This window comes from Streptomyces sp. NPDC006691 (assembly GCF_042869955.1).
GTDB lineage: Bacteria > Actinomycetota > Actinomycetes > Streptomycetales > Streptomycetaceae > Streptomyces.
Map to the genome: position 1 here is coordinate 227,143 of NZ_JBIAGW010000013.1, position 19,886 is coordinate 247,028.

The 19,886-nt window shown below is 71.2% G+C and carries 18 protein-coding genes; 11 read left to right on the forward strand and 7 right to left on the reverse strand.

Features of this window, described 5'->3' with window-relative positions:
* Positions 1–6: 6 nt before the first annotated feature.
* The 8 genes from ACFYNP_RS26720 to ACFYNP_RS26755 all read left to right on the forward strand — a co-directional run bounded on the left by ACFYNP_RS26720 (position 7) and on the right by ACFYNP_RS26755 (position 7,283).
* Positions 7–420 carry a roadblock/LC7 domain-containing protein gene (locus ACFYNP_RS26720; protein ID WP_100577622.1) on the forward strand — a complete coding sequence of 138 codons (414 nt, stop codon included), beginning with the start codon at positions 7–9 and terminating at the stop codon, positions 418–420.
* A 179-nt stretch (positions 421–599) separates the two neighbouring features.
* Complete coding sequence (locus ACFYNP_RS26725) at positions 600–1,007, forward strand: DUF742 domain-containing protein (RefSeq protein ID WP_053727885.1); 408 nt, start codon at positions 600–602, stop codon at positions 1,005–1,007.
* On the forward strand, positions 988–1,569 hold the full coding sequence (locus ACFYNP_RS26730; RefSeq protein WP_100577621.1) for an ATP/GTP-binding protein: 582 nt from the start codon (positions 988–990) through the stop codon (positions 1,567–1,569). Before ACFYNP_RS26725 ends, ACFYNP_RS26730 begins: the two co-directional genes overlap by 20 nt.
* Positions 1,570–1,924: 355 nt before the next feature.
* On the forward strand, positions 1,925–5,143 hold the full coding sequence (locus tag ACFYNP_RS26735; protein ID WP_388412081.1) for a nitrate- and nitrite sensing domain-containing protein: 3,219 nt from the start codon (positions 1,925–1,927) through the stop codon (positions 5,141–5,143).
* Between the two features lie 10 nt (positions 5,144–5,153).
* Positions 5,154–5,567, forward strand: a complete 414-nt coding sequence (locus ACFYNP_RS26740) for a roadblock/LC7 domain-containing protein (protein WP_053725133.1) — start codon at positions 5,154–5,156, stop codon at positions 5,565–5,567.
* 111 nt (positions 5,568–5,678) lie between these two features.
* Positions 5,679–6,263, forward strand: coding sequence for a DUF742 domain-containing protein (locus ACFYNP_RS26745; RefSeq protein ID WP_388412079.1), 585 nt, complete (start codon positions 5,679–5,681; stop codon positions 6,261–6,263).
* Positions 6,244–6,825 carry an ATP/GTP-binding protein gene (locus tag ACFYNP_RS26750; protein WP_100577617.1) on the forward strand — a complete coding sequence of 194 codons (582 nt, stop codon included), beginning with the start codon at positions 6,244–6,246 and terminating at the stop codon, positions 6,823–6,825. The genes ACFYNP_RS26745 and ACFYNP_RS26750 overlap by 20 nt, the downstream gene beginning before the upstream one ends.
* Before the next feature lie 146 nt (positions 6,826–6,971).
* Entirely contained in the window at positions 6,972–7,283 is a 312-nt protein-coding gene (locus tag ACFYNP_RS26755) for a hypothetical protein (protein ID WP_388788838.1), read from the forward strand.
* A 95-nt stretch (positions 7,284–7,378) separates the two neighbouring features.
* Here ACFYNP_RS26755 and ACFYNP_RS26760 read toward each other — a convergent pair whose 3' ends face one another.
* The 5 genes from ACFYNP_RS26760 to ACFYNP_RS26780 all read right to left on the reverse strand — a co-directional run bounded on the left by ACFYNP_RS26760 (position 7,379) and on the right by ACFYNP_RS26780 (position 13,439).
* Positions 7,379–8,239 carry an alpha/beta fold hydrolase gene (locus ACFYNP_RS26760; RefSeq protein ID WP_388788841.1) on the reverse strand — a complete coding sequence of 287 codons (861 nt, stop codon included), beginning with the start codon at positions 8,237–8,239 and terminating at the stop codon, positions 7,379–7,381.
* Positions 8,232–8,825, reverse strand: a complete 594-nt coding sequence (locus ACFYNP_RS26765; protein ID WP_388412074.1) for a TetR/AcrR family transcriptional regulator — start codon at positions 8,823–8,825, stop codon at positions 8,232–8,234. Before ACFYNP_RS26765 ends, ACFYNP_RS26760 begins: the two co-directional genes overlap by 8 nt.
* Positions 8,826–8,980: 155 nt before the next feature.
* Positions 8,981–9,196 carry an acyl-CoA carboxylase subunit epsilon gene (locus ACFYNP_RS26770; protein WP_388412072.1) on the reverse strand — a complete coding sequence of 72 codons (216 nt, stop codon included), beginning with the start codon at positions 9,194–9,196 and terminating at the stop codon, positions 8,981–8,983.
* Between the two features lie 59 nt (positions 9,197–9,255).
* Positions 9,256–10,839, reverse strand: coding sequence for an acyl-CoA carboxylase subunit beta (locus ACFYNP_RS26775; protein WP_388412071.1), 1,584 nt, complete (start codon positions 10,837–10,839; stop codon positions 9,256–9,258).
* A 209-nt stretch (positions 10,840–11,048) separates the two neighbouring features.
* Complete coding sequence (locus ACFYNP_RS26780) at positions 11,049–13,439, reverse strand: polysaccharide lyase 8 family protein (RefSeq protein WP_388788843.1); 2,391 nt, start codon at positions 13,437–13,439, stop codon at positions 11,049–11,051.
* Positions 13,440–13,728: 289 nt separating this feature from the next.
* Between ACFYNP_RS26780 and ACFYNP_RS26785 the strand changes: the two genes are divergently transcribed.
* Entirely contained in the window at positions 13,729–14,784 is a 1,056-nt protein-coding gene (locus tag ACFYNP_RS26785; RefSeq protein ID WP_388788846.1) for a substrate-binding domain-containing protein, read from the forward strand.
* Between the two features lie 349 nt (positions 14,785–15,133).
* Here the strand turns inward: ACFYNP_RS26785 and ACFYNP_RS26790 are convergent, their stop codons facing one another.
* Entirely contained in the window at positions 15,134–16,474 is a 1,341-nt protein-coding gene (locus tag ACFYNP_RS26790; RefSeq protein ID WP_388788849.1) for a M64 family metallopeptidase, read from the reverse strand.
* 148 nt (positions 16,475–16,622) lie between these two features.
* Here ACFYNP_RS26790 and ACFYNP_RS26795 point away from each other — a divergent pair, with 148 nt between their 5' ends.
* Positions 16,623–17,954, forward strand: a complete 1,332-nt coding sequence (locus ACFYNP_RS26795; RefSeq protein WP_388788852.1) for a helix-turn-helix domain-containing protein — start codon at positions 16,623–16,625, stop codon at positions 17,952–17,954.
* Between the two features lie 198 nt (positions 17,955–18,152).
* Positions 18,153–18,767, forward strand: coding sequence for a YceI family protein (locus ACFYNP_RS26800; RefSeq protein ID WP_388412065.1), 615 nt, complete (start codon positions 18,153–18,155; stop codon positions 18,765–18,767).
* A gap of 134 nt (positions 18,768–18,901) precedes the next feature.
* Here ACFYNP_RS26800 and ACFYNP_RS26805 read toward each other — a convergent pair whose 3' ends face one another.
* Entirely contained in the window at positions 18,902–19,798 is an 897-nt protein-coding gene (locus tag ACFYNP_RS26805) for a hypothetical protein (protein WP_388788854.1), read from the reverse strand.
* Positions 19,799–19,886 lie beyond the last annotated feature (88 nt).

A 19,886-nucleotide genomic window follows, 5' to 3' on the forward strand; every position in this document is an offset into this window, starting at 1 on the left:
AGTCCGATGAGCCAGGCGGCACAGAACCTGAACTGGTTGATCACCAACTTTGTGGACAACACCCCAGGGGTGTCCCACACGGTGGTGGTCTCCGCCGACGGCCTGCTCCTCGCCATGTCCGAAGGCTTCCCGCGCGACCGCGCCGACCAGCTGGCCGCCGTGGCGTCCGGTCTGACCTCGCTGACCGCCGGGGCCTCCCGGATCTTCGAGGGGGGCAGCGTCGCCCAGACCGTGGTCGAGATGGAGCGCGGTTTCCTCTTCCTGATGTCCGTGTCCGACGGTTCCTCCCTGGCCGTGCTCGCCCACCCGGAGTGCGACATCGGCCTGGTGGGCTACGAGATGGCCCTCCTGGTCGACCGCGCGGGCAGCGTCCTCACTCCGGACCTGCGCGCCGAACTCCAGGGCAGCCTGCTCCACTGACCGCAAATCCCCCGGCCGAGCCGCTCGCGAGGCCGGGGGTCGGGAGCCGAGGCGCCGCCCCCTCCGGCGCGTACGACTCCCGCACGACGCAGAACATCCGTCCCGGCCGTACCACTTCCCCCCCACCGGCCCTGTCAGACGGCTTGCAGATGCCTTGCTGTCCCCGCCCGGAGGAACCAATGACCCCGCCACCCGCCTCACACGATTCGTACGGCGCGCTGCACGACGCGGCGTACGACGGTGAAGGCGACCAGCCGCTGGTCCGTCCGTACGCCATGACCGGCGGCCGGACCAGGCCGCGCTACCAGCTCGCCATCGAGGCGCTGGTCAGTACCACAGCAGACCCGGCGCACCTTGCCACGCTGCTTCCCGAGCACCAGCGGATATGCCACCTCTGCCGTGAGGTCAAGTCGGTGGCGGAGGTCTCCGCGCTGCTCCAGATGCCGCTCGGTGTCGCCCGGATCCTCGTAGCCGACCTGGCCGAGGCCGGCATGGTGGCCATCCACCAGCCGGGCAATGGAGAGACCGGCGGCACGCCGGACGTAACGCTGCTTGAGAGGGTGCTCAGTGGACTTCGCAAGCTCTAGCGGCGGTGCCGCCCGTTCCACCACGTCGGCGAAGATCGTGGTGGCGGGCGGCTTCGGCGTGGGCAAGACCACGTTCGTCGGCGCGGTCTCGGAGATCAACCCCCTGCGCACCGAAGCCGTCATGACCTCCGCCTCCGCCGGAATCGACGACCTGACCCACACCGGAGACAAGACCACCACCACCGTGGCCATGGACTTCGGCCGCATCACCCTCGACCAGGACCTCATCCTCTACCTGTTCGGCACCCCCGGACAGGACCGCTTCTGGTTCATGTGGGACGACCTCGTCCGCGGCGCCATCGGTGCCGTCGTCCTCGTCGACACCCGCCGCCTCGCCGACTGCTTCCCCGCCGTCGACTACTTCGAAAACTCAGGACTCCCCTTCGTCATCGCCCTCAACGGCTTCGACGGACACCAGCCCTACACCCCCGACGAAGTACGCGAAGCACTCCAGATCGGCCCCGACACCCCCATCATCGTCACCGACGCCCGCCACCGCGCCGACGCCAAAAGCGCCCTCATCACCCTCGTCGAACACGCCCTCATGGCACGACTCAAGTAGGCAGCGCCCTACGGCAGTTGTCGTAGGCGAAACGGGGGCGGACTGTGTCCTTTGCCACGATCCGCCCCTGTGTTCATAACGTTTCGACAGAGAATTCTCGTGTCACCGCAACCCGCCGCGTTCATCCGGTGTCACTGCGCTCACAACAGCCCCGTCATTTGGCGGGGCTCGCTCTTTATGCCCGTTTTATCTGAGGTCTTGGCCACTCGGAACCCGAGATTCCAGACGTTTGGATGGCGGCCGTCCCACGTGCTGGAATTCGGCGAACTCCCGAGTAGTACGGCCCCGAGAAGTACGGCTCTGAAACACACGCGGCACGCCCCACGGGTGCCGGCTCCGAGAGGTTGTTGGTCGAGTGAAGCGAAGCAGGACGAGCTCCGCGACGCAGCAGGCGCGGGGCAACTTCACCCCGCCGCAGCGCACGGCGGTGGCACAGCCCGCGCCCCAGACCTCTGCCCCGGACAACGGCAAGAAGGCCGCCCCGGGCAGCAGGAGCCGCTTCTCGCCGCGCAACTGGCGGGTGGCCACCAGGCTGAACGCGATCCTCCTCATCCCCGTTCTGGTCGGCCTCGTCATGGGCGGCTTCGAGGTGAACGGATCCATATCCACCTGGCGCGACGCCCGTAACGCCGAGAAGGTCGCGAACATCGTCCGCGCCGCATCCGACTACGGCCAGGCCCTGCTCAACGAGCGTGACCTCACCGCCCAGCCGCTCCTGGAGAACAAGCGCGACAGCGACGTCGTCAGCAAGGCGTACGCGACCTCCGACGCGGCCCGCGCCAAGTTCGACCAGGCCGTCCAGGGCATGCCGGACACCCCCAGCCTCAAGCGCCGCCTCGCCAAGGTCCACGAGGCGGAGAAGACCCTCGACGACCTGCGCAAGACCGCGTACGCCAAGGGCGTCGAGGCCAAGAACCCGGTGCTGACCGAAGAGGGTTACACCGCGATCCCGCACTACCTGAGCACGTTCTCCAACGAGCTCGGCCTGGGCACCGGCAACATCACCAGCTACGGGCGCATGGTGTACGCGGTCGACCTCGCCAAGTCGGCGGAGTCGCTCCAGCGTTCCATCGGCCTGCACCTGCTGCTGCGGCCGAGCGACGACCCCAAGACCTTCCAGATGCAGGTCAAGGCGTTCAACTCGTACAACTACCTGGAGTTCATCGCCCTCGGCGAGTTCGACGCGGGTGGTACGGACGCCGACAGCAAGCATCTGAAGGACGTCATGGCGGACAAGGCCAAAAAGGCCGCCCAGGACTTCCCCGGCGTGAAGCTGAAGGCGGACGACGGCCCGCACATCAGCGCCGCCCCGTCCGCCGACGGCTCCATCTACAGCGGAATGGCCTCCGCGATCGGCGATGCCCAGAACGTCCAGAGCCTCAAGCAGCTCAAGGCCCAGGGCATCACCCCCGAGTCCTGGACGGCCGCCGCCACCTCCAAGTTCGACGGCTACAGCCAGGTCGAGGACGAGCTGGTGACCCGGGCCGTGACCGAGGCCGGCCAGATCGCCGACGACGCCAAGACCACCGCCTACATCAACGGCGCGATCGTCGTGGTCGCCCTGCTCGCCGCGTTCATCCTGGCCGGCATCGTGGCCCGGCAGATGAGCCGCTCGATGCGCCGGCTGCGCAACGCCGCCTTCGACGTGGCCGAGCAGCGTCTGCCGATGCTCGTCGACCAGCTCTCGCGCACCGAACCGGGCCGGGTCGACACCCGGGTCGAGGCGATCCCGATCGACTCCACGGACGAGATCGGCGAGGTCGCCCGGGCCTTCGACCAGGTTCACCGCGAGGCCGTCCGGCTCGCCGCGGAGCAGGCCCTCCTCCGGGGCAACGTCAACGCGATCTTCACCAACCTCTCGCGCCGCAACCAGTCGCTGATCGAGGGCCAGCTGACCCTCATCACCGACCTGGAGAACAACGAGGCCGACCCGGACCAGCTGGAGAGCCTGTTCAAGCTCGACCACCTGGCGACCCGTATGCGCCGCAACGGCGAGAACCTCCTGGTCCTCGCCGGCGAGGAGCCGGGCCGCCGCTGGGACCAGCCGGTCCCACTGGTGGACGTGCTGCGCGCCGCCTCCTCCGAGGTGGAGTCCTACGAGCGCATCGAGCTGTCGGGCGTGCCGGAGGCCGAGATCCACGGCCGGGCCGTGACCGACCTCGTGCACCTGCTCGCCGAGCTCTTGGAGAACGCGACCACGTTCTCCTCGCCGCAGACCAAGGTCCGCGTCACGGCGACCCGTCTCCCGGACGGCCGTGTGATGGTCGAGATCCACGACAAGGGCATCGGCCTGACCGCCGAGGACTTCGCGGACATCAACCACCGCCTGGCCAACCCGCCGACCGTGGACGCCGCCGTATCGCAGCGCATGGGCCTGTTCGTGGTCGGCCGGCTCGCCGACCGGCACGGCATCCGCGTCCAGCTGCGCCCCTCGGGCGAGCAGGCCGGAACCACGTCCCTGGTCATGCTCCCGGACCCGATCACCCACGGTGGCGGCGGCGACAGCGCCCCGCTGGGCGACGACTTCACGGTTTCGTCGATCATTCCCGCGCAGCAGCACAGGGAGCAGCCGTACGAGGCCGTGCCCGCGCCGATGCGCACGGCGGCCGAACTCGGCTTCGACGACTCGCGGTACGAGAACGCCGAGCAGTCCGACCCCCGCGAACTCGACCCGGTGAACCGGTCGTTGATGCGCGAGGAGCGCCGCGCGGCCCTGGAGGCCCAGGCGCAGGGCGGCGAACGCCCGCTGTTCCGGGACGAGATCGAGTCCCAGCAGAACCCGGCGTACGACGGCTCGTACCAGAACCAGCAGCAGTACCCCGCGCAGGAGCAGTCCTACGAGGGCTCCTACGAGCCCCAGCAGGGCGCCGGCTACGACGGCTCGTACCAGAACCAGGGGTACGCCCCCGAGCACACCGGTGGCTACGCCCAGGACTCCTACGCGCCCCGGGACGACTACCGCGAGTCCGCCTATCCGGAAGGCTCCTACCGGGAGCCCGCGGCCGACCAGGGCCCCTATGAGGCCCCTTACAACGGCCAGGCGGCACAAGGAGATTGGCCGGGGGCGAGTGCCTACCAGGAGCCGTACGCGACCCCCTTCCAGCCGGAAGCGGAATCCGCGGAGGAATCCCGGGGCGTTCCCGCGGGCGCCGCGGACCGCGTAGGCTTCGACCGTCCGGGCCCCACCCCGGCCCCCGCCCACGAGATGACCGACGCCGGTCTGCCGAGGCGCGGCAGCCAGCAGAGCTGGCCGGCCGAGCCCGAGCAGGAGCAGCAGGCCGAGACGCCGGACGGACCGGCAGGCGACTGGCGCTCGACCAACGACGAGCGCTGGACGCGGGCCGAGAAGCTGCGTGAGCCCAAGGCCGGCGGGGTCACTCCCTCCGGTCTCCCCCGGCGGGTGCCCAAGGCCAATCTGGTCGAGGGTGCGGCCGAGCAGACCCCGCAGGGCGGCCCCCAGGTCTCCCGCGCTCCGGAGGACGTGCGGGGCAGGTTGAGCAACCTGCGCCGCGGTGTCCAGCAGGGCCGTAACGCGGGGTCGGACACCAGTAACACCTACAACCAGGAGCGTTAGTGTGAGCCCGATGAGCCAGGCGGCGCAGAATCTGAACTGGTTGATCACCAACTTCGTGGACAACACCCCAGGGGTGTCCCACACGGTGGTGGTCTCCGCCGACGGACTCCTGCTGGCGATGTCCGAAGGCTTCCCCCGGGACCGGGCCGATCAGCTGGCGGCCGTGGCCTCCGGTCTGACGTCCCTCACCGCGGGTGCCTCCCGGATCTTCGAAGGCGGCGCCGTCAACCAGACGGTGGTGGAGATGGAGCGCGGCTTCCTCTTCATCATGTCGGTCTCCGACGGTTCCTCCCTCGCCGTCCTCGCGCACCCCGAGGCCGACATCGGCCTGGTGGGCTACGAGATGGCGCTGCTTGTGGACCGGGCCGGAAGCGTGCTGACCCCCGACCTCCGCGCGGAGCTTCAGGGAAGCCTTCTTAACTAGTTACCGATCAGTTCTCAATCAGCAGACAGGCCGTGCGTTTCTCGCCACCGCCCCATAAGGTGCGGTGGCGCGGCCCCAATGGGACGGGCACCGGTAGTCGGAGGAGGAAACGTGACAACACCCCCAGGCGGGCACCCCTACAGCGGTGGACAGCAGTCTCCGGGTGAGCACGGCCAGAACCGCTTCAACTACCCCTCCACTCCCGGCAGACAGGGTCAGGGCCAGGGCGGCCACTACCAGCAGCCCTATCAGCAGCCGAACCGTCAGCCCAGCCCGTACGACCAGCCGCCGCAGCCCCGGATCGAACCGGTGCAGCCGAGGCAGACCCCCCAGCCTTCACCGGCGGGCGGCGCGCACAACCCTCTCGTGCGCCCGTACGCCATGACCGGCGGCCGGACCAGGCCGCGCTACCAGCTCGCCATCGAGGCGCTGGTGCACACCACGGCCGAACCGTCGAGGCTGCAAGGGCAGTTGCCCGAGCACCAGCGGATCTGCCATCTGTGCCGTGAGATCAAGTCGGTCGCCGAGATCTCGGCACTCCTCACCATCCCCCTCGGCGTTGCCCGGATCCTCGTAGCCGACCTGGCCGAGGCCGGACTTGTCGCCATCCACCAGCCCGGCGGCGACGAGTCCGCCGGCGGACAGCCAGACGTGACACTGCTCGAAAGGGTGCTCAGTGGACTTCGCAAGCTCTAGCGGCGGTGCCGCCCGTTCCACCACGTCGGCGAAGATCGTGGTGGCGGGCGGCTTCGGCGTGGGCAAGACCACGTTCGTCGGCGCGGTCTCGGAGATCAACCCCCTGCGCACCGAAGCCGTCATGACCTCCGCCTCCGCCGGAATCGACGACCTGACCCACACCGGAGACAAGACCACCACCACCGTGGCCATGGACTTCGGCCGCATCACCCTCGACCAGGACCTCATCCTCTACCTGTTCGGCACCCCCGGACAGGACCGCTTCTGGTTCATGTGGGACGACCTCGTCCGCGGCGCCATCGGCGCCGTCGTCCTCGTCGACACCCGCCGCCTCGCCGACTGCTTCCCCGCCGTCGACTACTTCGAAAACTCAGGACTCCCCTTCGTCATCGCCCTCAACGGCTTCGACGGACACCAGCCCTACACCCCCGACGAAGTACGCGAAGCACTCCAGATCGGCCCCGACACCCCCATCATCGTCACCGACGCCCGCCACCGCGCCGACGCCAAAAGCGCCCTCATCACCCTCGTCGAACACGCCCTCATGGCACGACTGCGGTAACCGTCTTCGGCGAGGGCTGTCCGCTGCGCCGGAAAACGCGTTCGGCCGCGGGCAGCCCCGGGGCCGGGGAAAATCGATTGACATGCCCACGCAGCGTCGGGATGATCTTGCCGATCATTCGGCACATCCCGACCAAAGGCGTGAGCATGCTCAAGAAACTCTCCACGGTCGCGGTTCTGACCGCGGCACTGGCCGTCACCGCGGTTCCCTCGGCGAATGCCGCCACCGCCGCCTCGGCCTGCGGTTCGAGCTACTCCCTCGTCGGGCACTACCCGCTCAAGCCGTACATAGCCCAGGCCCCCAGTGTGGGCGGCTACCTCGACATCTACTACAGCTCCGGCACCGGCAAGAACTGCGCGGTGGCCTACCCCACCAGCGCCCAGCAGTCCAGGACGACGTCCATTTCGGTGTCCCTGCGGATCGCCAACGGCACCTGGGAGGGCGACGCGGGCCCGTAACACAGCTACGCCGGCCCGGTTTACGTCAGTGCCCGCGGAACGTGCATCGACGCCCTGGGCGACATCGAGGCCGGCTACACCTATCACGGCGGCTTCTACGGCGGGCACTGCGGCTGAGCACGCTCCCGGCCGAGCAACTCGCCCAGCTTCCGGGCGAATTGATCCGGGTGGGTCACCACACCCACGTGGCCCCCCGGAAACTCCGCGAGAGCGGCCCCGTACCGTTCGGCCAGCCACGCCGCGGGCCGGTACAGCCGCAGCCCGTACGACGCCCAGCCCGCGGCGGGCACCAACTTGCCCGCGCAGGCGTCGAGTTGGACCAGATCCGGCGCGTACCCGCTGAACTGTCCGAGGATCCGGCCCAGGAAGAACGCCGAGTTCCCCCGCACCCGCGCCAACGTGGCGAGCATCCGTGGCGAGAGCCCGGACAGGTCCGGCTTCTCGCCGCGCTCCTCGCCGCACCCCGCACCCATCTCGGCCATCGCGGCATCCACTCCGGCCCGGTGGAAGGTGGATACGACCTGGCTGAAAAAGGCGTGCTGCTCGGCCGCGTCCGGCAGCAGCGAGACCAGCACGGGCTCGTGGGCGACCACCCTCGCCAGGCGCTCGGGATGCCGCGTGAGCAGCTCCACCGCCACGATCGCCCCGGAGCTGGTGCCGAAGACGTACGCGGGCGGGCCGTCGGGCGCGACCCGTTCGAGCAGCCGGTACGCGTCGTCGGCCTGTGTCTCCACGCGCTGGTCCGCATCGGGCCCGTCGAGCGGGCTGCGGGAGTGGCCGCGCGGATCGTAGGTCACCACCGTGAACCGGTCGGCGAGCGCGTCGGCGACCGGTTCGAAGATCCCCGCGTCCCCGCCGCCGCCCACGACGAGCAGCAGTACGGGCCCCGCGCCGCGCACCTCGTAGCGCAGGCTCGCGCCGGGCACCTCCAGGGTGCCGATGACCGGTTCAGCCATGATGTTCGTCCCCCTCTTCGCTCCTGGGCCAGTGCTCCAGGAGTACGTGCAGTGCCTGGACCCCGCGCTCCCAGGACCGCTGCACCTCGCGGGGGTGGCCGAAGCCGCCCTCCGCTTCGAGCGTGAGGTAACCGTGGAAGGTGCTCCGCAGCAGGCGTACCGCGTCGGTCAGGTCGGGCTCGGTGAGGCCGTAGCCGCGGAGCATTCCGTACGTGGTGTCCACCGTGCGCGCCAGGACGGTCGTGCCGGCGAGCAGCTCGGGGTCGACCTGGTGCTGCGTGGCGGCGTAACGGCCCGGGTGGGCCAGGGCGTAGGCCCGGTAGGCGTCGGCGAAGGCGGTGAGCGCGTCCCGGCCGGCCCGTCCGGCGACGGCCGCCGCGATGGAGTCGATGAACTCTCCGGCCGCGTACAGCGTGACCCGCTGACGCAGCTCGCGGAGGTTCTTGACGTGCGAGTACAGGCTCGCGTCCTTCACGCCGAAGCGCCGGGCGAGCGCGGACACCGTGATGCCGTCGAACCCCGCCTCGTCGGCCAGCTCGGCGCCCGCGACGGCGAGCCGCTCGACCGTCAGTCCTGCTCGGACCATCCGTGCACTCCCCCGCTTCCCGCATCCACGCCGGATCCTTTTACCTAGGAGCTCTAGGTTTTCGCCGAATATACCTAGCTTTCCGTCGTGGGGACAGCGAAAAAAGCCCCCGCCTTCGAGGCGGGGGCTTTCTGCGCGGGCGGTCCTGGGCGGGGTCAGCCCTGCCAGGAGTGAGGAGCGCGGAAGCCGGGGGTGCGCTCCAGGCGGCGCCAGCCCGCGGTGGAGCGGCCGCGCTTGGGGGCGGCGGCAGCTGGCTGGGCGGCGGCGCGAGCCAGCAGGACCGCGGTGATCGCGGCGAGCTCCTCGGGAGCTGCGTCGCCCTTCTCCACGCGGAGCAGGGACTCGGACGGGTTGGGGTTCGGGGTGGTCAAGTTCGTCTCCTCTTGGCTGAGGTCCGGCAGGCCCTCGTACTGAGGCGGGTTACTGCGGGTTACTGAGGCGGGTTGCCGTGCTTGCGGGAGGGCAGGTCGGCGTGCTTGGTCTTGAGCATCGCCAGCGAGGCGATGAGGACGGCCCGGGTCTCGGCGGGGTCGATCACGTCGTCGACCAGGCCGCGCTCGGCCGCGTAGTACGGGTGCATCAGCTCGGCCTTGTACTCCTTGACCATGCGCGACCGCATCGCCTCAGGGTCCTCGGCCTCCGCGATCTGGCGGCGGAAGATGACGTTGGCGGCACCCTCGGCACCCATCACCGCGATCTCGTTGGTCGGCCACGCGTAGGTGAGGTCCGCGCCGATGGACTGGGAGTCCATGACGATGTACGCGCCGCCGTAGGCCTTGCGCAGGATCAGCGAGATGCGGGGCACCGTCGCGTTGCAGTACGCGTAGAGCAGCTTCGCTCCGTGGCGGATGATCCCGCCGTGCTCCTGAGACACACCCGGAAGGAAGCCGGGGACGTCCAACAGGGTCACGATCGGGATATTGAAAGCATCGCACATCTGGACAAAGCGGGCAGCCTTCTCGCTCGCCTCGATGTCCAGGACGCCGGCCAGGGACTGCGGCTGGTTCGCCACGATGCCGACGACCTGGCCGTCGAGCCGGGCAAGGGCACAGATGATGTTCCGCGCCCAGCGCTCGTGGATCTCCAGGAAGTCGCCGTCGTCGACGAGCTCCTCGATCACCTTGTGCATGTCGTACGGCCGGTTGCCGTCCGCCGGGACCAGATCCAGGAGGATCTCGGAGCGGCGGTCGGCGGGGTCGTCACTGGCGTGGACCGGCGGGTTCTCCCGGTTGTTCGACGGCAGCATCGAGATCAGGTAGCGCACCTCCGCGAGGCACGTCTCCTCGTCGTCGTACGCGAAGTGCGCCACGCCGGAGGTCTCGGCGTGCACGTCCGCGCCGCCGAGGCCGTTCTGGGAGATCTCCTCGCCCGTCACCGCCCGCACCACGTCCGGCCCGGTGATGAACATCTGCGAGGTCTCGCGGACCATGAAGACGAAGTCCGTGAGGGCGGGGCTGTAGGCCGCGCCGCCCGCGCACGGGCCGAGCATCACGCTGATCTGCGGGATCACACCCGAGGCGCGGGTGTTGCGCTGGAAGATGCCGCCGTAGCCGGCGAGCGCGCTGACGCCCTCCTGGATACGGGCGCCGGCGCCGTCGTTCAGCGAGACCAGCGGGGCGCCGGCCGCGATGGCCATGTCCATGATCTTGTGGATCTTCGTGGCGTGGGCCTCGCCCAGCGCGCCGCCGAAGATGCGGAAGTCGTGCGCGTAGACGAAGACCGTGCGGCCCTCGACCGTGCCCCAGCCGGTGATGACACCGTCGGTGTACGGCTTCTTCGCCTCCAGGCCGAAGCCGACGGCCCGGTGCCGGCGCAGCTGCTCGACCTCGTGGAACGAGTCCGGGTCGAGCAGCAGGTCGATGCGCTCGCGGGCGGTCAGCTTGCCCTTGGCGTGCTGCGCCTCGGTCGCCCGCTCGCTCGGCCCGCGGCGGGCTTCCTCACGCAGGGCGAGAAGTTCTGCCACACGGCCACGCGTATCGCTCGGCTCACCCGGGGTCTGGTCCACAACGGTCATGTACCGACCCTACGAAAGGGACCAAGGATTTCCTCCGTCGACTCCGAACAGTCTCGGGACCTCTTTCCTAGTGGGGCCTGACAGTAGACCCGCGCCGAGCAGCCGACTCGACAGCGCATGGGCCCCGAGATCTGTTGGGTTCCGACAGCGACTCCGCACCCGTCCATCGGCGTCCCCTACGTCGTCGCCGGGGCGGGACCGGGCCCGGGTCAGCCCAGGACGACCTCGGTCCGCACCGTGTCGCAGGACGTTCCGGGCGTGACGCGCAGCCGGAGCGAGCGCCCGGTGGACAGTACCGCCACCCGCGGATCCCGGGTGGCGACCGAGCGCACCGGCCGGTCCCAGGTCAGCTCGACGGGTGCGCCCGAGCGCTCGGGCGCGGCGAGCGACAGCGTCGCCGTGCGGTGCGCGGTGTGGACGAGGACGCTCGCCGGGCCGTCCACACCGAGGCCGCCGGTCGCGCCCGCCGTCCAGAAGTTCGCGGCGAGCAGCCCGAGCCCGCGGGCCGAAACGGCCTGTACCGAGGCCGAGTTGGCGAGCACACGGACCCTGTCGCGGTCGGCGGCGCGGACCGCGGTCTCCAGCTGACGGGCCCCGGGCAGCAGGACGTAGGCGTACGAGGCGTCGGTGGGGTCGGTGCCGTGGTCGAACCAGAGCGTGAGGTAGCGGCGGGTGACGGGGTCCGCGGTGCCGCCGGTGTTGATGGCCTTCCACGTCCCGGTGCGCTCCTCGCGCAGCGCCTGTACGGCGGCGCCGCCGGGGAAGACATAGCCGCCGTGGCCCGCGAGGTGCGCCCAGTGGGCCCGCCGGAAGGTGTCGTGCCGGCCCAGGGCCGTGGGCAGCCGCCGGCCGTCGACGGTGAGGGCCTCGGTGCCGGCGGCACCGAGGTTGCGGTGGTCGGCGACCGTTTCGACCGGGGTGCCGTCCGCGGCGGTGATCCCGGCGCCCAGGCAGACGATCTCGTCGCCGACGAAGAACCAGGACTTGCGGGCGGTGAGGGTGGAGGACAGCCCTTCGAGGTGCTGGCCGACGGCCGCGTACGTACCGTCGCTCGCGCCGCCGACCCAGGTCGTGGCCGGCCTGGCCGCGCCCCACGCGCCGCCCTCGCCGTCGGCGAGCGGCTTGCGCGAGACGGTGGTGCCGGGCATGCGGTACGGGTCGGCGGTCGGCCAGAAGCCGTCGCTGTACTGGTCCTGCGCGAAGCCCTCGCCCCACCAGGCGAGCATCCCCGAGCCGGTGTGCCAGCCGCGCAGGTTCTCGCCGTTGCCGTTCTCGTAGTACGCGATGCGGCGTGAGGACATGCTCAGGGAGGCGGCGAAGCGGGCGCCGCGGTGCACCGCGCGGTCCATCGCGGGGAACAGGCGAGGTCCGGTCGGCGCGGGTGCCGCCGAGGGTGCGGCGTCCACGGCCGCGCGCAGCAGGGCGAGGTTGGCGACGGAGAGGCGCTGGTCGGTGAGGACGGGAGTGGTCCGGTTCCGCTGCACCCAGCCTTTGATGAGTGCGCGCCAGCGGTCGCGTTCGGCGGCCGAAGCGCCGAGGGCCAGCATGGCGATGTGCGCCATGATCGTGCGGCCCATCAACTGGTCGTCGGTGGTCTGGCGGGAGATCGCGCGGCCGTTGACGCAGTCCATCATCAGGCCGTCGTGGAGGAAGGGCGCGTAGCTGCGCTCGACGGAGTCCAGGATGATCTGCCGGTTCGGATCGGTGACCGCCCAGGTGGAGCCGGCGAGCAGCGCGAACAGCCGGGACAGGCCGTCGATCTGCACCTCTCCGTACGAGCCGGTGTAGGCGATCCAGGTGTGCTGGACGAACGAGCCGTCGGCGTACAGGCCGTCGCCGCCGGTGACGTACGGGAAGACGGGCGAAAGGGCGTCGCGGGCGAGTGCGATCTTGGCGGCGTTCCGGCCGAGCACTCCGCGGGTGGCGAGCACCCGGCACAGATCGGTGCGGTTGGCACCGGTGGAGGTGCCGGTGTAGACGGCGACCGCGCTGTCCGGCACGAAGTGGTCGATCGCGGCGGTGTAGTGGCCGATCTGTTCGGCGGTGAGGGTGTCGTAGGCGATGACGGCGGTGTCGAGGACGAGCCGGGAACTGCCGATCTGCCAGTCCCACCAGTTGCCGAAGGACTTGGTGTTCTCGTTGTAGATCTGCGTGTAGAGGTGGTCGAGTCCCTCGCCGACGGCGGCGATCAGGGCGGTGTCACCGGTGGATCCGGTGCCGGGTTGAGCCCAGGCCTGCGCCATGGTGTTGAGCCGGCCGTAGCTCGCGCTCATGTTGGCGGAACCGGTGGCGGGGTTGGTGAGCGGCTGATCGGGCCAGAGGGAACCGGTCGCGGGGGCCATCGCGGCGAGCGCGGTACGGGCCGAAGTGCCCAGGGCAGCGAGCTTGGTGGCGTAGGGCTCGGCGGTGGCGTCGTAGCCGGTACCGAGCGTCAGATCGCGCCAGCGCAGGCGCAGGGTGTCGAACTCATCTGCCGCCGGGGCGAGTTGGGCCGCCGCGACCGGTGCGGCGGGCAGTGTCAGACCGAGGGTGACGGCGGCGGCGCCGGTACCGGACGCGGCGAGGAAGGTACGGCGTGAACTGCCCAGCGGGGATGGCATGGTGGCGGACCTCCGGAGCGAAAGGGAAGAAGGAGGGGCGAGTGAACGGGGGCGGGTGGAGGAGGAGGGCGAGCGGGGAGGGCGGCGGGGCAGGGTGGCGGGGAGGGGTGAGCGCGGCGCGATGGAGCGGTTTCTCTCATGACATCGAAAGAACGCGCAATACTTCGCACATTCATCAAGGAAATTGATCGTTCGCACAGAATCGTGCACGAACGATCTAACGAGGGTTACGCTCCTGGTCAGCGGTTGACGGCGGTCGGCGGAGGCCGGCGGGGAGGGGCGGAACCACGTGCATGCCGAAGACAGACACCAGGCGATACTGCGGCGCCTGCGGGAGCGCGGCTCGCTTCGAGTGACGGACTTCGCCGAGGAGTTGAAGGTCTCCGCGGTGACCGTGCGCCGGGACGTCGAGGCACTCGCCGAGCGGGGACTGGTGGCCCGGGTGCACGGTGGCGCGCTGCTCCCCGAGACGGCCGCGTCCCCGGCCGCGTTCCAGTCGCCGCCCCCGTCCGGCCCCGGGCTGGTCTTCGGCCTCGTCGTGCCGACGGCCGACTACTACTACCCCGAGGTGATCAGGGGCGCGAGGGAGGCGGCGGCCGCCCGGGGCGTCCGGCTGGTCCTCGGCCTCTCGCAGTACAGCCCGGACGAGGAGAGGGCACAGGTCCGCCAACTCCTGTCCCACGGAATCGACGGGCTGCTCATCGCGCCGTGCGGAACGCCCGGCGACCAGGACTGGCTCGCGGCGCTCGGCGTGCCCTTCGTCCTGGTGGAGCGGCGCTCCGGGGACGACGTACCGGGCGCGGAGCGGGTGGTGACCGACCACGCCCACGGCGCCCGGCTCGCCGTGCGCCATCTCGCCGGCTTCGGGCGCGCACGGATCGGGCTGCTGCTGCGCGCGGACAGCCCGCACAGCGCACTGGTCCAGGAGGGCTACCTCGCCGGTCTCGCCTCGCTCGGCCTGTCCGCGCCGGATGCGCTGCGCTTCACGATCGCGGCGCCGGAGACGGACCCGGTACGCCGGGACGCCCAACTGGACGCGTTCACCGCGGCGGTCGAGGCCCGGCTGCTCGACGCGGTCCTGGTCCACAACGACCACGATGCGATCGTGCTGTTGCCGCGGCTGCGGGTGCGGGGCCTTTCGGTGCCGGGGGATCTCGCCATCGTGGCGTACGACGACGAGGTCGCGGCGCTGGCCGACATCCCGCTGACGGCGGTGGCGCCGCCGAAGCGGGCGGTGGGGGTGGCGGCGGTGGACCTCCTCGCCCTGCGGGTGGCCGCCCCCGCACGCCCCCGGCACCACCTCTCGATCCTCCCCGAGCTGAAGATCCGCGCCTCCAGCACGTAGCCCTGCCGGGAGCCTGGGGGGGCGGGTTGCTGCGCGGGCGCGGGGTTGCTGCGCGGCGCGGGGTTCTTCGCGGGGTGCGGATTTGCTGGCGGGCGCGGGGCTGTTGCGCGGGCGCGGGGCTGGTCGCGCAGTTCCCCGCGCCCCTGAGGCTTCCCCCACCCCGCCCCTTCCCGAGACCCTCCGGGGGTGGAGTGGTTCGACTGCGGACCGTGCGTGGCTGGTCGCGCAGTTCCCCGCGCCCCTGGCAGTACTGGTGCCGGCCCGCACCGGGGCATTTCAGCCCGTCCGGCGTTTGAGGACGAGCGCCCTCAAGGCGCGAACGGGGGTCTGGGGGCACAGCCCCAAGGGGCTAGCCGCGGGCCTCCCAGTGCACCGCACCCCGCAACCCCGCCGCCACCGCAGGATCCCGCACCGAGGCCGTCCGGTCGGACACCAGCACCGAGAGGGTGTGGGAACCCCGGCCGAAGCCGAGGGCCCGCACCGGCAGCGCCGTACGGCCCTCGTACCGCCGCAGCTCGCGCCCGTCCAAGTACCACCGCACCGTCAGCTGCCGGGGCCCGGCGAGCCGCGGCACCACGACCCGGGCCGTGTCGGACGAGCGCAGCGTACGCGTCGTGGAAACCCCCGGCGTCGCGATCGACGCGTGCCGGTAGAACCCCGCGATCATCGCCTCCACCCCCGGCAGATTGAACGGCTTGCCCAGGATTCGCATGATCGACCCGTCGGTCGGCCGGCTGAGCCCGGTGACGTAGTAGCCGCCGCCCTCGTACGCCCCCACCGTCCCGCCGTCCGGCGAGGTCTCGCCGAGCCACCGGTACCACTTGGTCCGGTCCGCGGCCATCTGATCGACCGTCAGAACAGAGATGTTGGACTGCTCGGCCTCAGGACCCGAGTAGTGCTCGTAGCCCGGCGTGTCCGGATAGAAGTACTCGTCGGCGAGCTTGCCCAGTGAGTGCCCGGTCTCGTGGATGGCGACCTGGCCGGACTTCGCGTTGCCGGCCGACGCCGTGGATATGCCCTCGTAACCCAGCTTCGCGGACGGCTCGTTGTACCCGGCGCCGCCGTACTTCGCGCTGTTGGCGAGGACGAGGACCAGGTCGGCCTGGGGCGCCTTCGCCACGTACGAGTCGACCTTGTCCTGGTCGACGCAGAGCAGCCGCTCGACGCCGTCGCACCAGAAGTACGAGCCGAGCGCGGTGTTCCTCACCTCGCCCTGCGCCGGGTCGCCGGAGACCCCGCTCTCGGGCGAGACCGCGTCCACCGTCCACACGTTGAAGAGGTTCTGGTACGTCGTGTACGGCTCGACGCCGGTGATCTCGCCCCACTTCTCCTTCGCGTCGGCGTGGAACCGGTCCAGCTCGTCGGCCGTGTAGCCGTCGCCCACGACCACGATGTCCAGGCGGTCCGCGGCCGAGCCGTTGTCGACCACCTTGGTGACCCGGCCGTCCGCGGCGACCGCGGCCGGCGCCGACAGGTGCGGCGCGGGCCGGCCCCGCCCCGTCACCGGCACCAGGGCGTGGCCCGAGCCCGCGGGAGTGGCCCCGGAGGCGGCCTCCGGGCCAGGTATCTCGACCTGCACCCGCGGCCCCGGCGGGGGTGGGTCCGCGGCGGCCGCGGTGCCGGGCCCGGCGGCGAGCGCGGCCAGGACGACGACACCGGCGAGCGTGACCGCGCCGACGCCCCTCCGCATGAACGGACGCCTTGCCGGGAGCATGGGTGGACGCATGAAGTCCCTTTCCTGTAACGGAAGTTAAGCAGTCGGGTAAACGCATTGAACGGGCTGCTTAAATTAGGGGGCGCACGGGGCGTGCGCAATGCCCTGGGACCAAGGGGACGCCATGGACGAACCTGCCGTGATCGGCCGCCGAGTTCAGCGGCTGCGCTCCCAACTGGGTTTGACGCAAAGGCAGTTGGCGGAGCCCGCTTATACGCCCGCCTACGTCTCCACCTTGGAGTCCGGCAAGGTCCGCCCCTCCGACGCGGCCCTTCGCCATCTCGCCGAGCGGCTCCACACGACGTACGAGGAACTGACCACCGGGCGCCCGGCCCGCCTCGTCACCGAGCTGCGCCTCGGCCTCACCGACGCCCAGCGCGCCCTCGCGACCGGCGAGGCGGACGAGGCGGCGGTCCGCTTCCGTCGGCTGCTCACCGAGGCCGAGCTGCACCACCTCGACGAGGAACGCGCCGAGGCGCTGCTCGGGCTCGGTGACTGTGCGCTCGAAACCGGTGAACTGACCGACGCGGTACGGCACTTCGAGGCGAGCGAGCAGCTGCTGGCCGCCGAGCCGCTGCCCCGCCGGGTGCGCGCGGTCCGGGGCCGGGCCGTCGCCCACATCCTGGCGGGCGAGCTGCGCTACGCCTGTTACCTGCTGGAGTCGGCCATCGACGAGCTCGGCACGAGCGGGCTCGACGACCCGGAGGCGCTGGTGCTCCTGTACGCCGCGATCATCGGGCCGTATCTGGACATGGGCGCCCAGGCCCGCGCGGCCCGGGCCGCCGAGCTGGCGCTCGCGCTCGCCCCGCAGGTCTCGGACCCGGCCCTGGTCGCCGGGATGCACCGGCAGGTCGCCCGTACCTTCCTGGCCGAGGGGCGGCTCGCCGACGCCGACGCCTCACTCGCCAAGGCCCAGTCGACCTACCGCCAGCTGCGCCTGCGCACCGACCTGGCGCACTGCCACTGGATGCGCGGGTACGTCTACGCCCAGCAAGACCAACTCGACCTCGCCGAGCGGGAGTTGCGCACCGCCCGCGACATGCTCGCGGCCAAGCGGGCCGCACTGTTCACGGCCCAGGTCGAGGTGGAGCTGGCGGACGTACTGCGGCGCCTGGGGCGGCACGCGGAGGCGATGGCCCTGCTGGCCCCCCTCACCGAACTCGGCGACCAGCACGGCGCGGTGCACGCGGGCGGCGCACACCGGCTGCTCGGCCTGATCCGCGAGGAGCAGGGGGATGCCGAGTCGGCGGAGGAGCACTACGTCACCGCGCTCGGTCTGCTGGAGCGCAGCGGGGCGAGCGGCGATCTGGCCGACCTGTGCCGGCTGCTCGGTGACCTGCTGCGCCGCACCGGCCGTGTCGAGGCCGCCATGGACGCCTACCGCACCGGCCTCGGCCACCGCGCCGCCCCCGGCACCACCACCCTGGGCCCGGCCCCGCTCCCGCCCCGCATCTGAGCCCCGCGACAGGAGACCGCCCCGGCTCTCCCGGCACCCGCGCCTCCCGGCACTCCCCGCCGGCAGACGGTCCGACACGCCACCACGTCGAAGTAGTTGAATCCCGAACGGAATAGTTCTACAGTGAGTCGCGTTGAACTCGTTGAAACTTAAACCGCTTCGGCGCAAGGCCGCAGCACGTCCCCAAGGGAGCACGTCATGGGTCTGTTCAGCCGCAAGGACAGCACCGCCACCGACACCGCCGCACCCGCGGCCACCGCGGTCGACCCGGCGCTGGCCGCACTGAGCGGTACGTACACCATCGACCCGGCGCACAGCAGCATCGGCTTCACCGTGCGGCACGCCATGGTCACCAATGTCCGCGGCTCCTTCACCGAGCACGAGGGCACCCTCACCCTGGACGGCGCGAACCCGGCAGCGTCCACCGCCTCCCTCGACGTCAAGATCGCCAGCATCGACACCGGCATCGCCGACCGCGACGCCCACCTGCGCAGCGGCGACTTCTTCGACGCCGAGCAGTTCCCGCTGATGACGTTCCGCTCGACCGGCGCCGAGCAGCTCGGCGGCGACAAGTACCGGATCACCGGCGACCTCACGATCAAGGACGTCACCCGGCCGCTCGCCATCGACCTGGAGTTCAACGGCACGGCCACCGACCCCTACGGCAACCAGCGCGTGGGCTTCGAGGGCGGCGCCGAGATCCTGCGCTCGGACTGGGGCCTCACCTGGAACGCGGCCCTGGAGACCGGCGGTGTCATGGTCAGCGACAAGGTCAGGCTCACCTTCGACATCTCCGCGATCAAGTCGGCGTAACGCCCGGCCAGGCAAGCGTGCCGCCCGGCTGTGCCGACAGCCGGCCCGAGGACCCGGGCACCGTCGCGCCCATCCCGGCCGGCCGGTACGCCACCGTCCAGGAGGCACGCTGGAGCGGGCGTGCCCGGACCCGGTCAGCTCGGGAGGCGCGCCACGAAGACGGCGAGGGTGACGGCGACCGTGAGCACGACCAGTGCCGCGGTCGCCTTCTCGCGGGTGGTGTACGGCGGTACGGGCGGCAGCGACGGGAACGCCTCGTGCGCCGGCGTCGCCGCGGGCTCGGCGGGCGCGCGCCCGGCCGCCCTGCTGCGGGCGCCGCGCAGCAGACCGTACAGGAGCGGGAACAGCGCCGGGCCGAGCAGCGCGGCCAGGCCCGTCCAGGCCGGCAGGTGCAGCGCGGCCACCGTCAGGAGCACCGCGTCGAACCACGCCCAGCAGCCGAGGGCGGCCGTCAGCGGGGCCCGCACGAGCAGCCGCAGCGGGGCGCGGCCCCGGCGGGCCAGCGTGGTGAGGGTCTCGGCGAGTACGGCGGTCCGGTCGTCGGTGGGCCGCGCCCGTGCCCGGTCCCAGGCCTGCTGCGCGGCGCCGACCGGATGCCCGATCACGGTCAGGACGAGGCGTGCGTCATGGCGCTGCATCCGGCCGCCGGGCGGTGAAGCCGCCGCGGGGCCGGTCGGCTCGGGCACCGCGTCGGGGTCCAACTCCCGTATGCGCGCGACGAGTTCGGGGATTCGGCCACTGCGCTCGGGGTCGTCGCCGGTCCGGCACAGCTCGTAGTGGGCCAGGAGCAGGCCGAGATCGTCGGGGAAGGTCGCGAGACCTTCGGCGAAGACGGCCTCGGCCCGGTCGGCGTGGTCGCCGGTGCCCTCGGCCGCGTGCGCCCGGCCGAGCAGGGCGTACAGGGCGGGATCGGGCCCGTCCGTGTAGAGCGCGGCGCGTGCCGCCTTGCGGGCGGCGCTGGTGCGGCCCGCCCGCAGCAGCGCCTCCGCGTCGGCGCAGGCGGCCGTGACGTCTTCGTGCCCGGCTTGCAATGTGTCCCCAACCCTGGATGTGCGGCTCGCAACTATCACCCGTTGGAACGGGGTGGGTCAACAGCGGCCGGGCAGGTCAAGCGGGTGG

What these genes read in the sequence shown, in the direction of transcription:
- ACFYNP_RS26760 (WP_388788841.1), bottom strand. Translation starts at nt 8,239, where the DNA reads ATGGCTGAACCGGTCATCGGCACCCTGGAGGTGCCCGGCGCGAGCCTG.
- ACFYNP_RS26800 (WP_388412065.1), top strand. Translation starts at nt 18,153, where the DNA reads ATGGGTCTGTTCAGCCGCAAGGACAGCACCGCCACCGACACCGCCGCA.
- ACFYNP_RS26720 (WP_100577622.1), top strand. Translation starts at nt 7, where the DNA reads ATGAGCCAGGCGGCACAGAACCTGAACTGGTTGATCACCAACTTTGTG.
- ACFYNP_RS26795 (WP_388788852.1), top strand. Translation starts at nt 16,623, where the DNA reads ATGGACGAACCTGCCGTGATCGGCCGCCGAGTTCAGCGGCTGCGCTCC.
- ACFYNP_RS26780 (WP_388788843.1), bottom strand. Translation starts at nt 13,439, where the DNA reads ATGCCATCCCCGCTGGGCAGTTCACGCCGTACCTTCCTCGCCGCGTCC.
- ACFYNP_RS26740 (WP_053725133.1), top strand. Translation starts at nt 5,154, where the DNA reads ATGAGCCAGGCGGCGCAGAATCTGAACTGGTTGATCACCAACTTCGTG.
- ACFYNP_RS26790 (WP_388788849.1), bottom strand. Translation starts at nt 16,474, where the DNA reads ATGCGGAGGGGCGTCGGCGCGGTCACGCTCGCCGGTGTCGTCGTCCTG.
- ACFYNP_RS26755 (WP_388788838.1), top strand. Translation starts at nt 6,972, where the DNA reads ATGCTCAAGAAACTCTCCACGGTCGCGGTTCTGACCGCGGCACTGGCC.
- ACFYNP_RS26765 (WP_388412074.1), bottom strand. Translation starts at nt 8,825, where the DNA reads ATGGTCCGAGCAGGACTGACGGTCGAGCGGCTCGCCGTCGCGGGCGCC.
- ACFYNP_RS26725 (WP_053727885.1), top strand. Translation starts at nt 600, where the DNA reads ATGACCCCGCCACCCGCCTCACACGATTCGTACGGCGCGCTGCACGAC.
- ACFYNP_RS26775 (WP_388412071.1), bottom strand. Translation starts at nt 10,839, where the DNA reads ATGACCGTTGTGGACCAGACCCCGGGTGAGCCGAGCGATACGCGTGGC.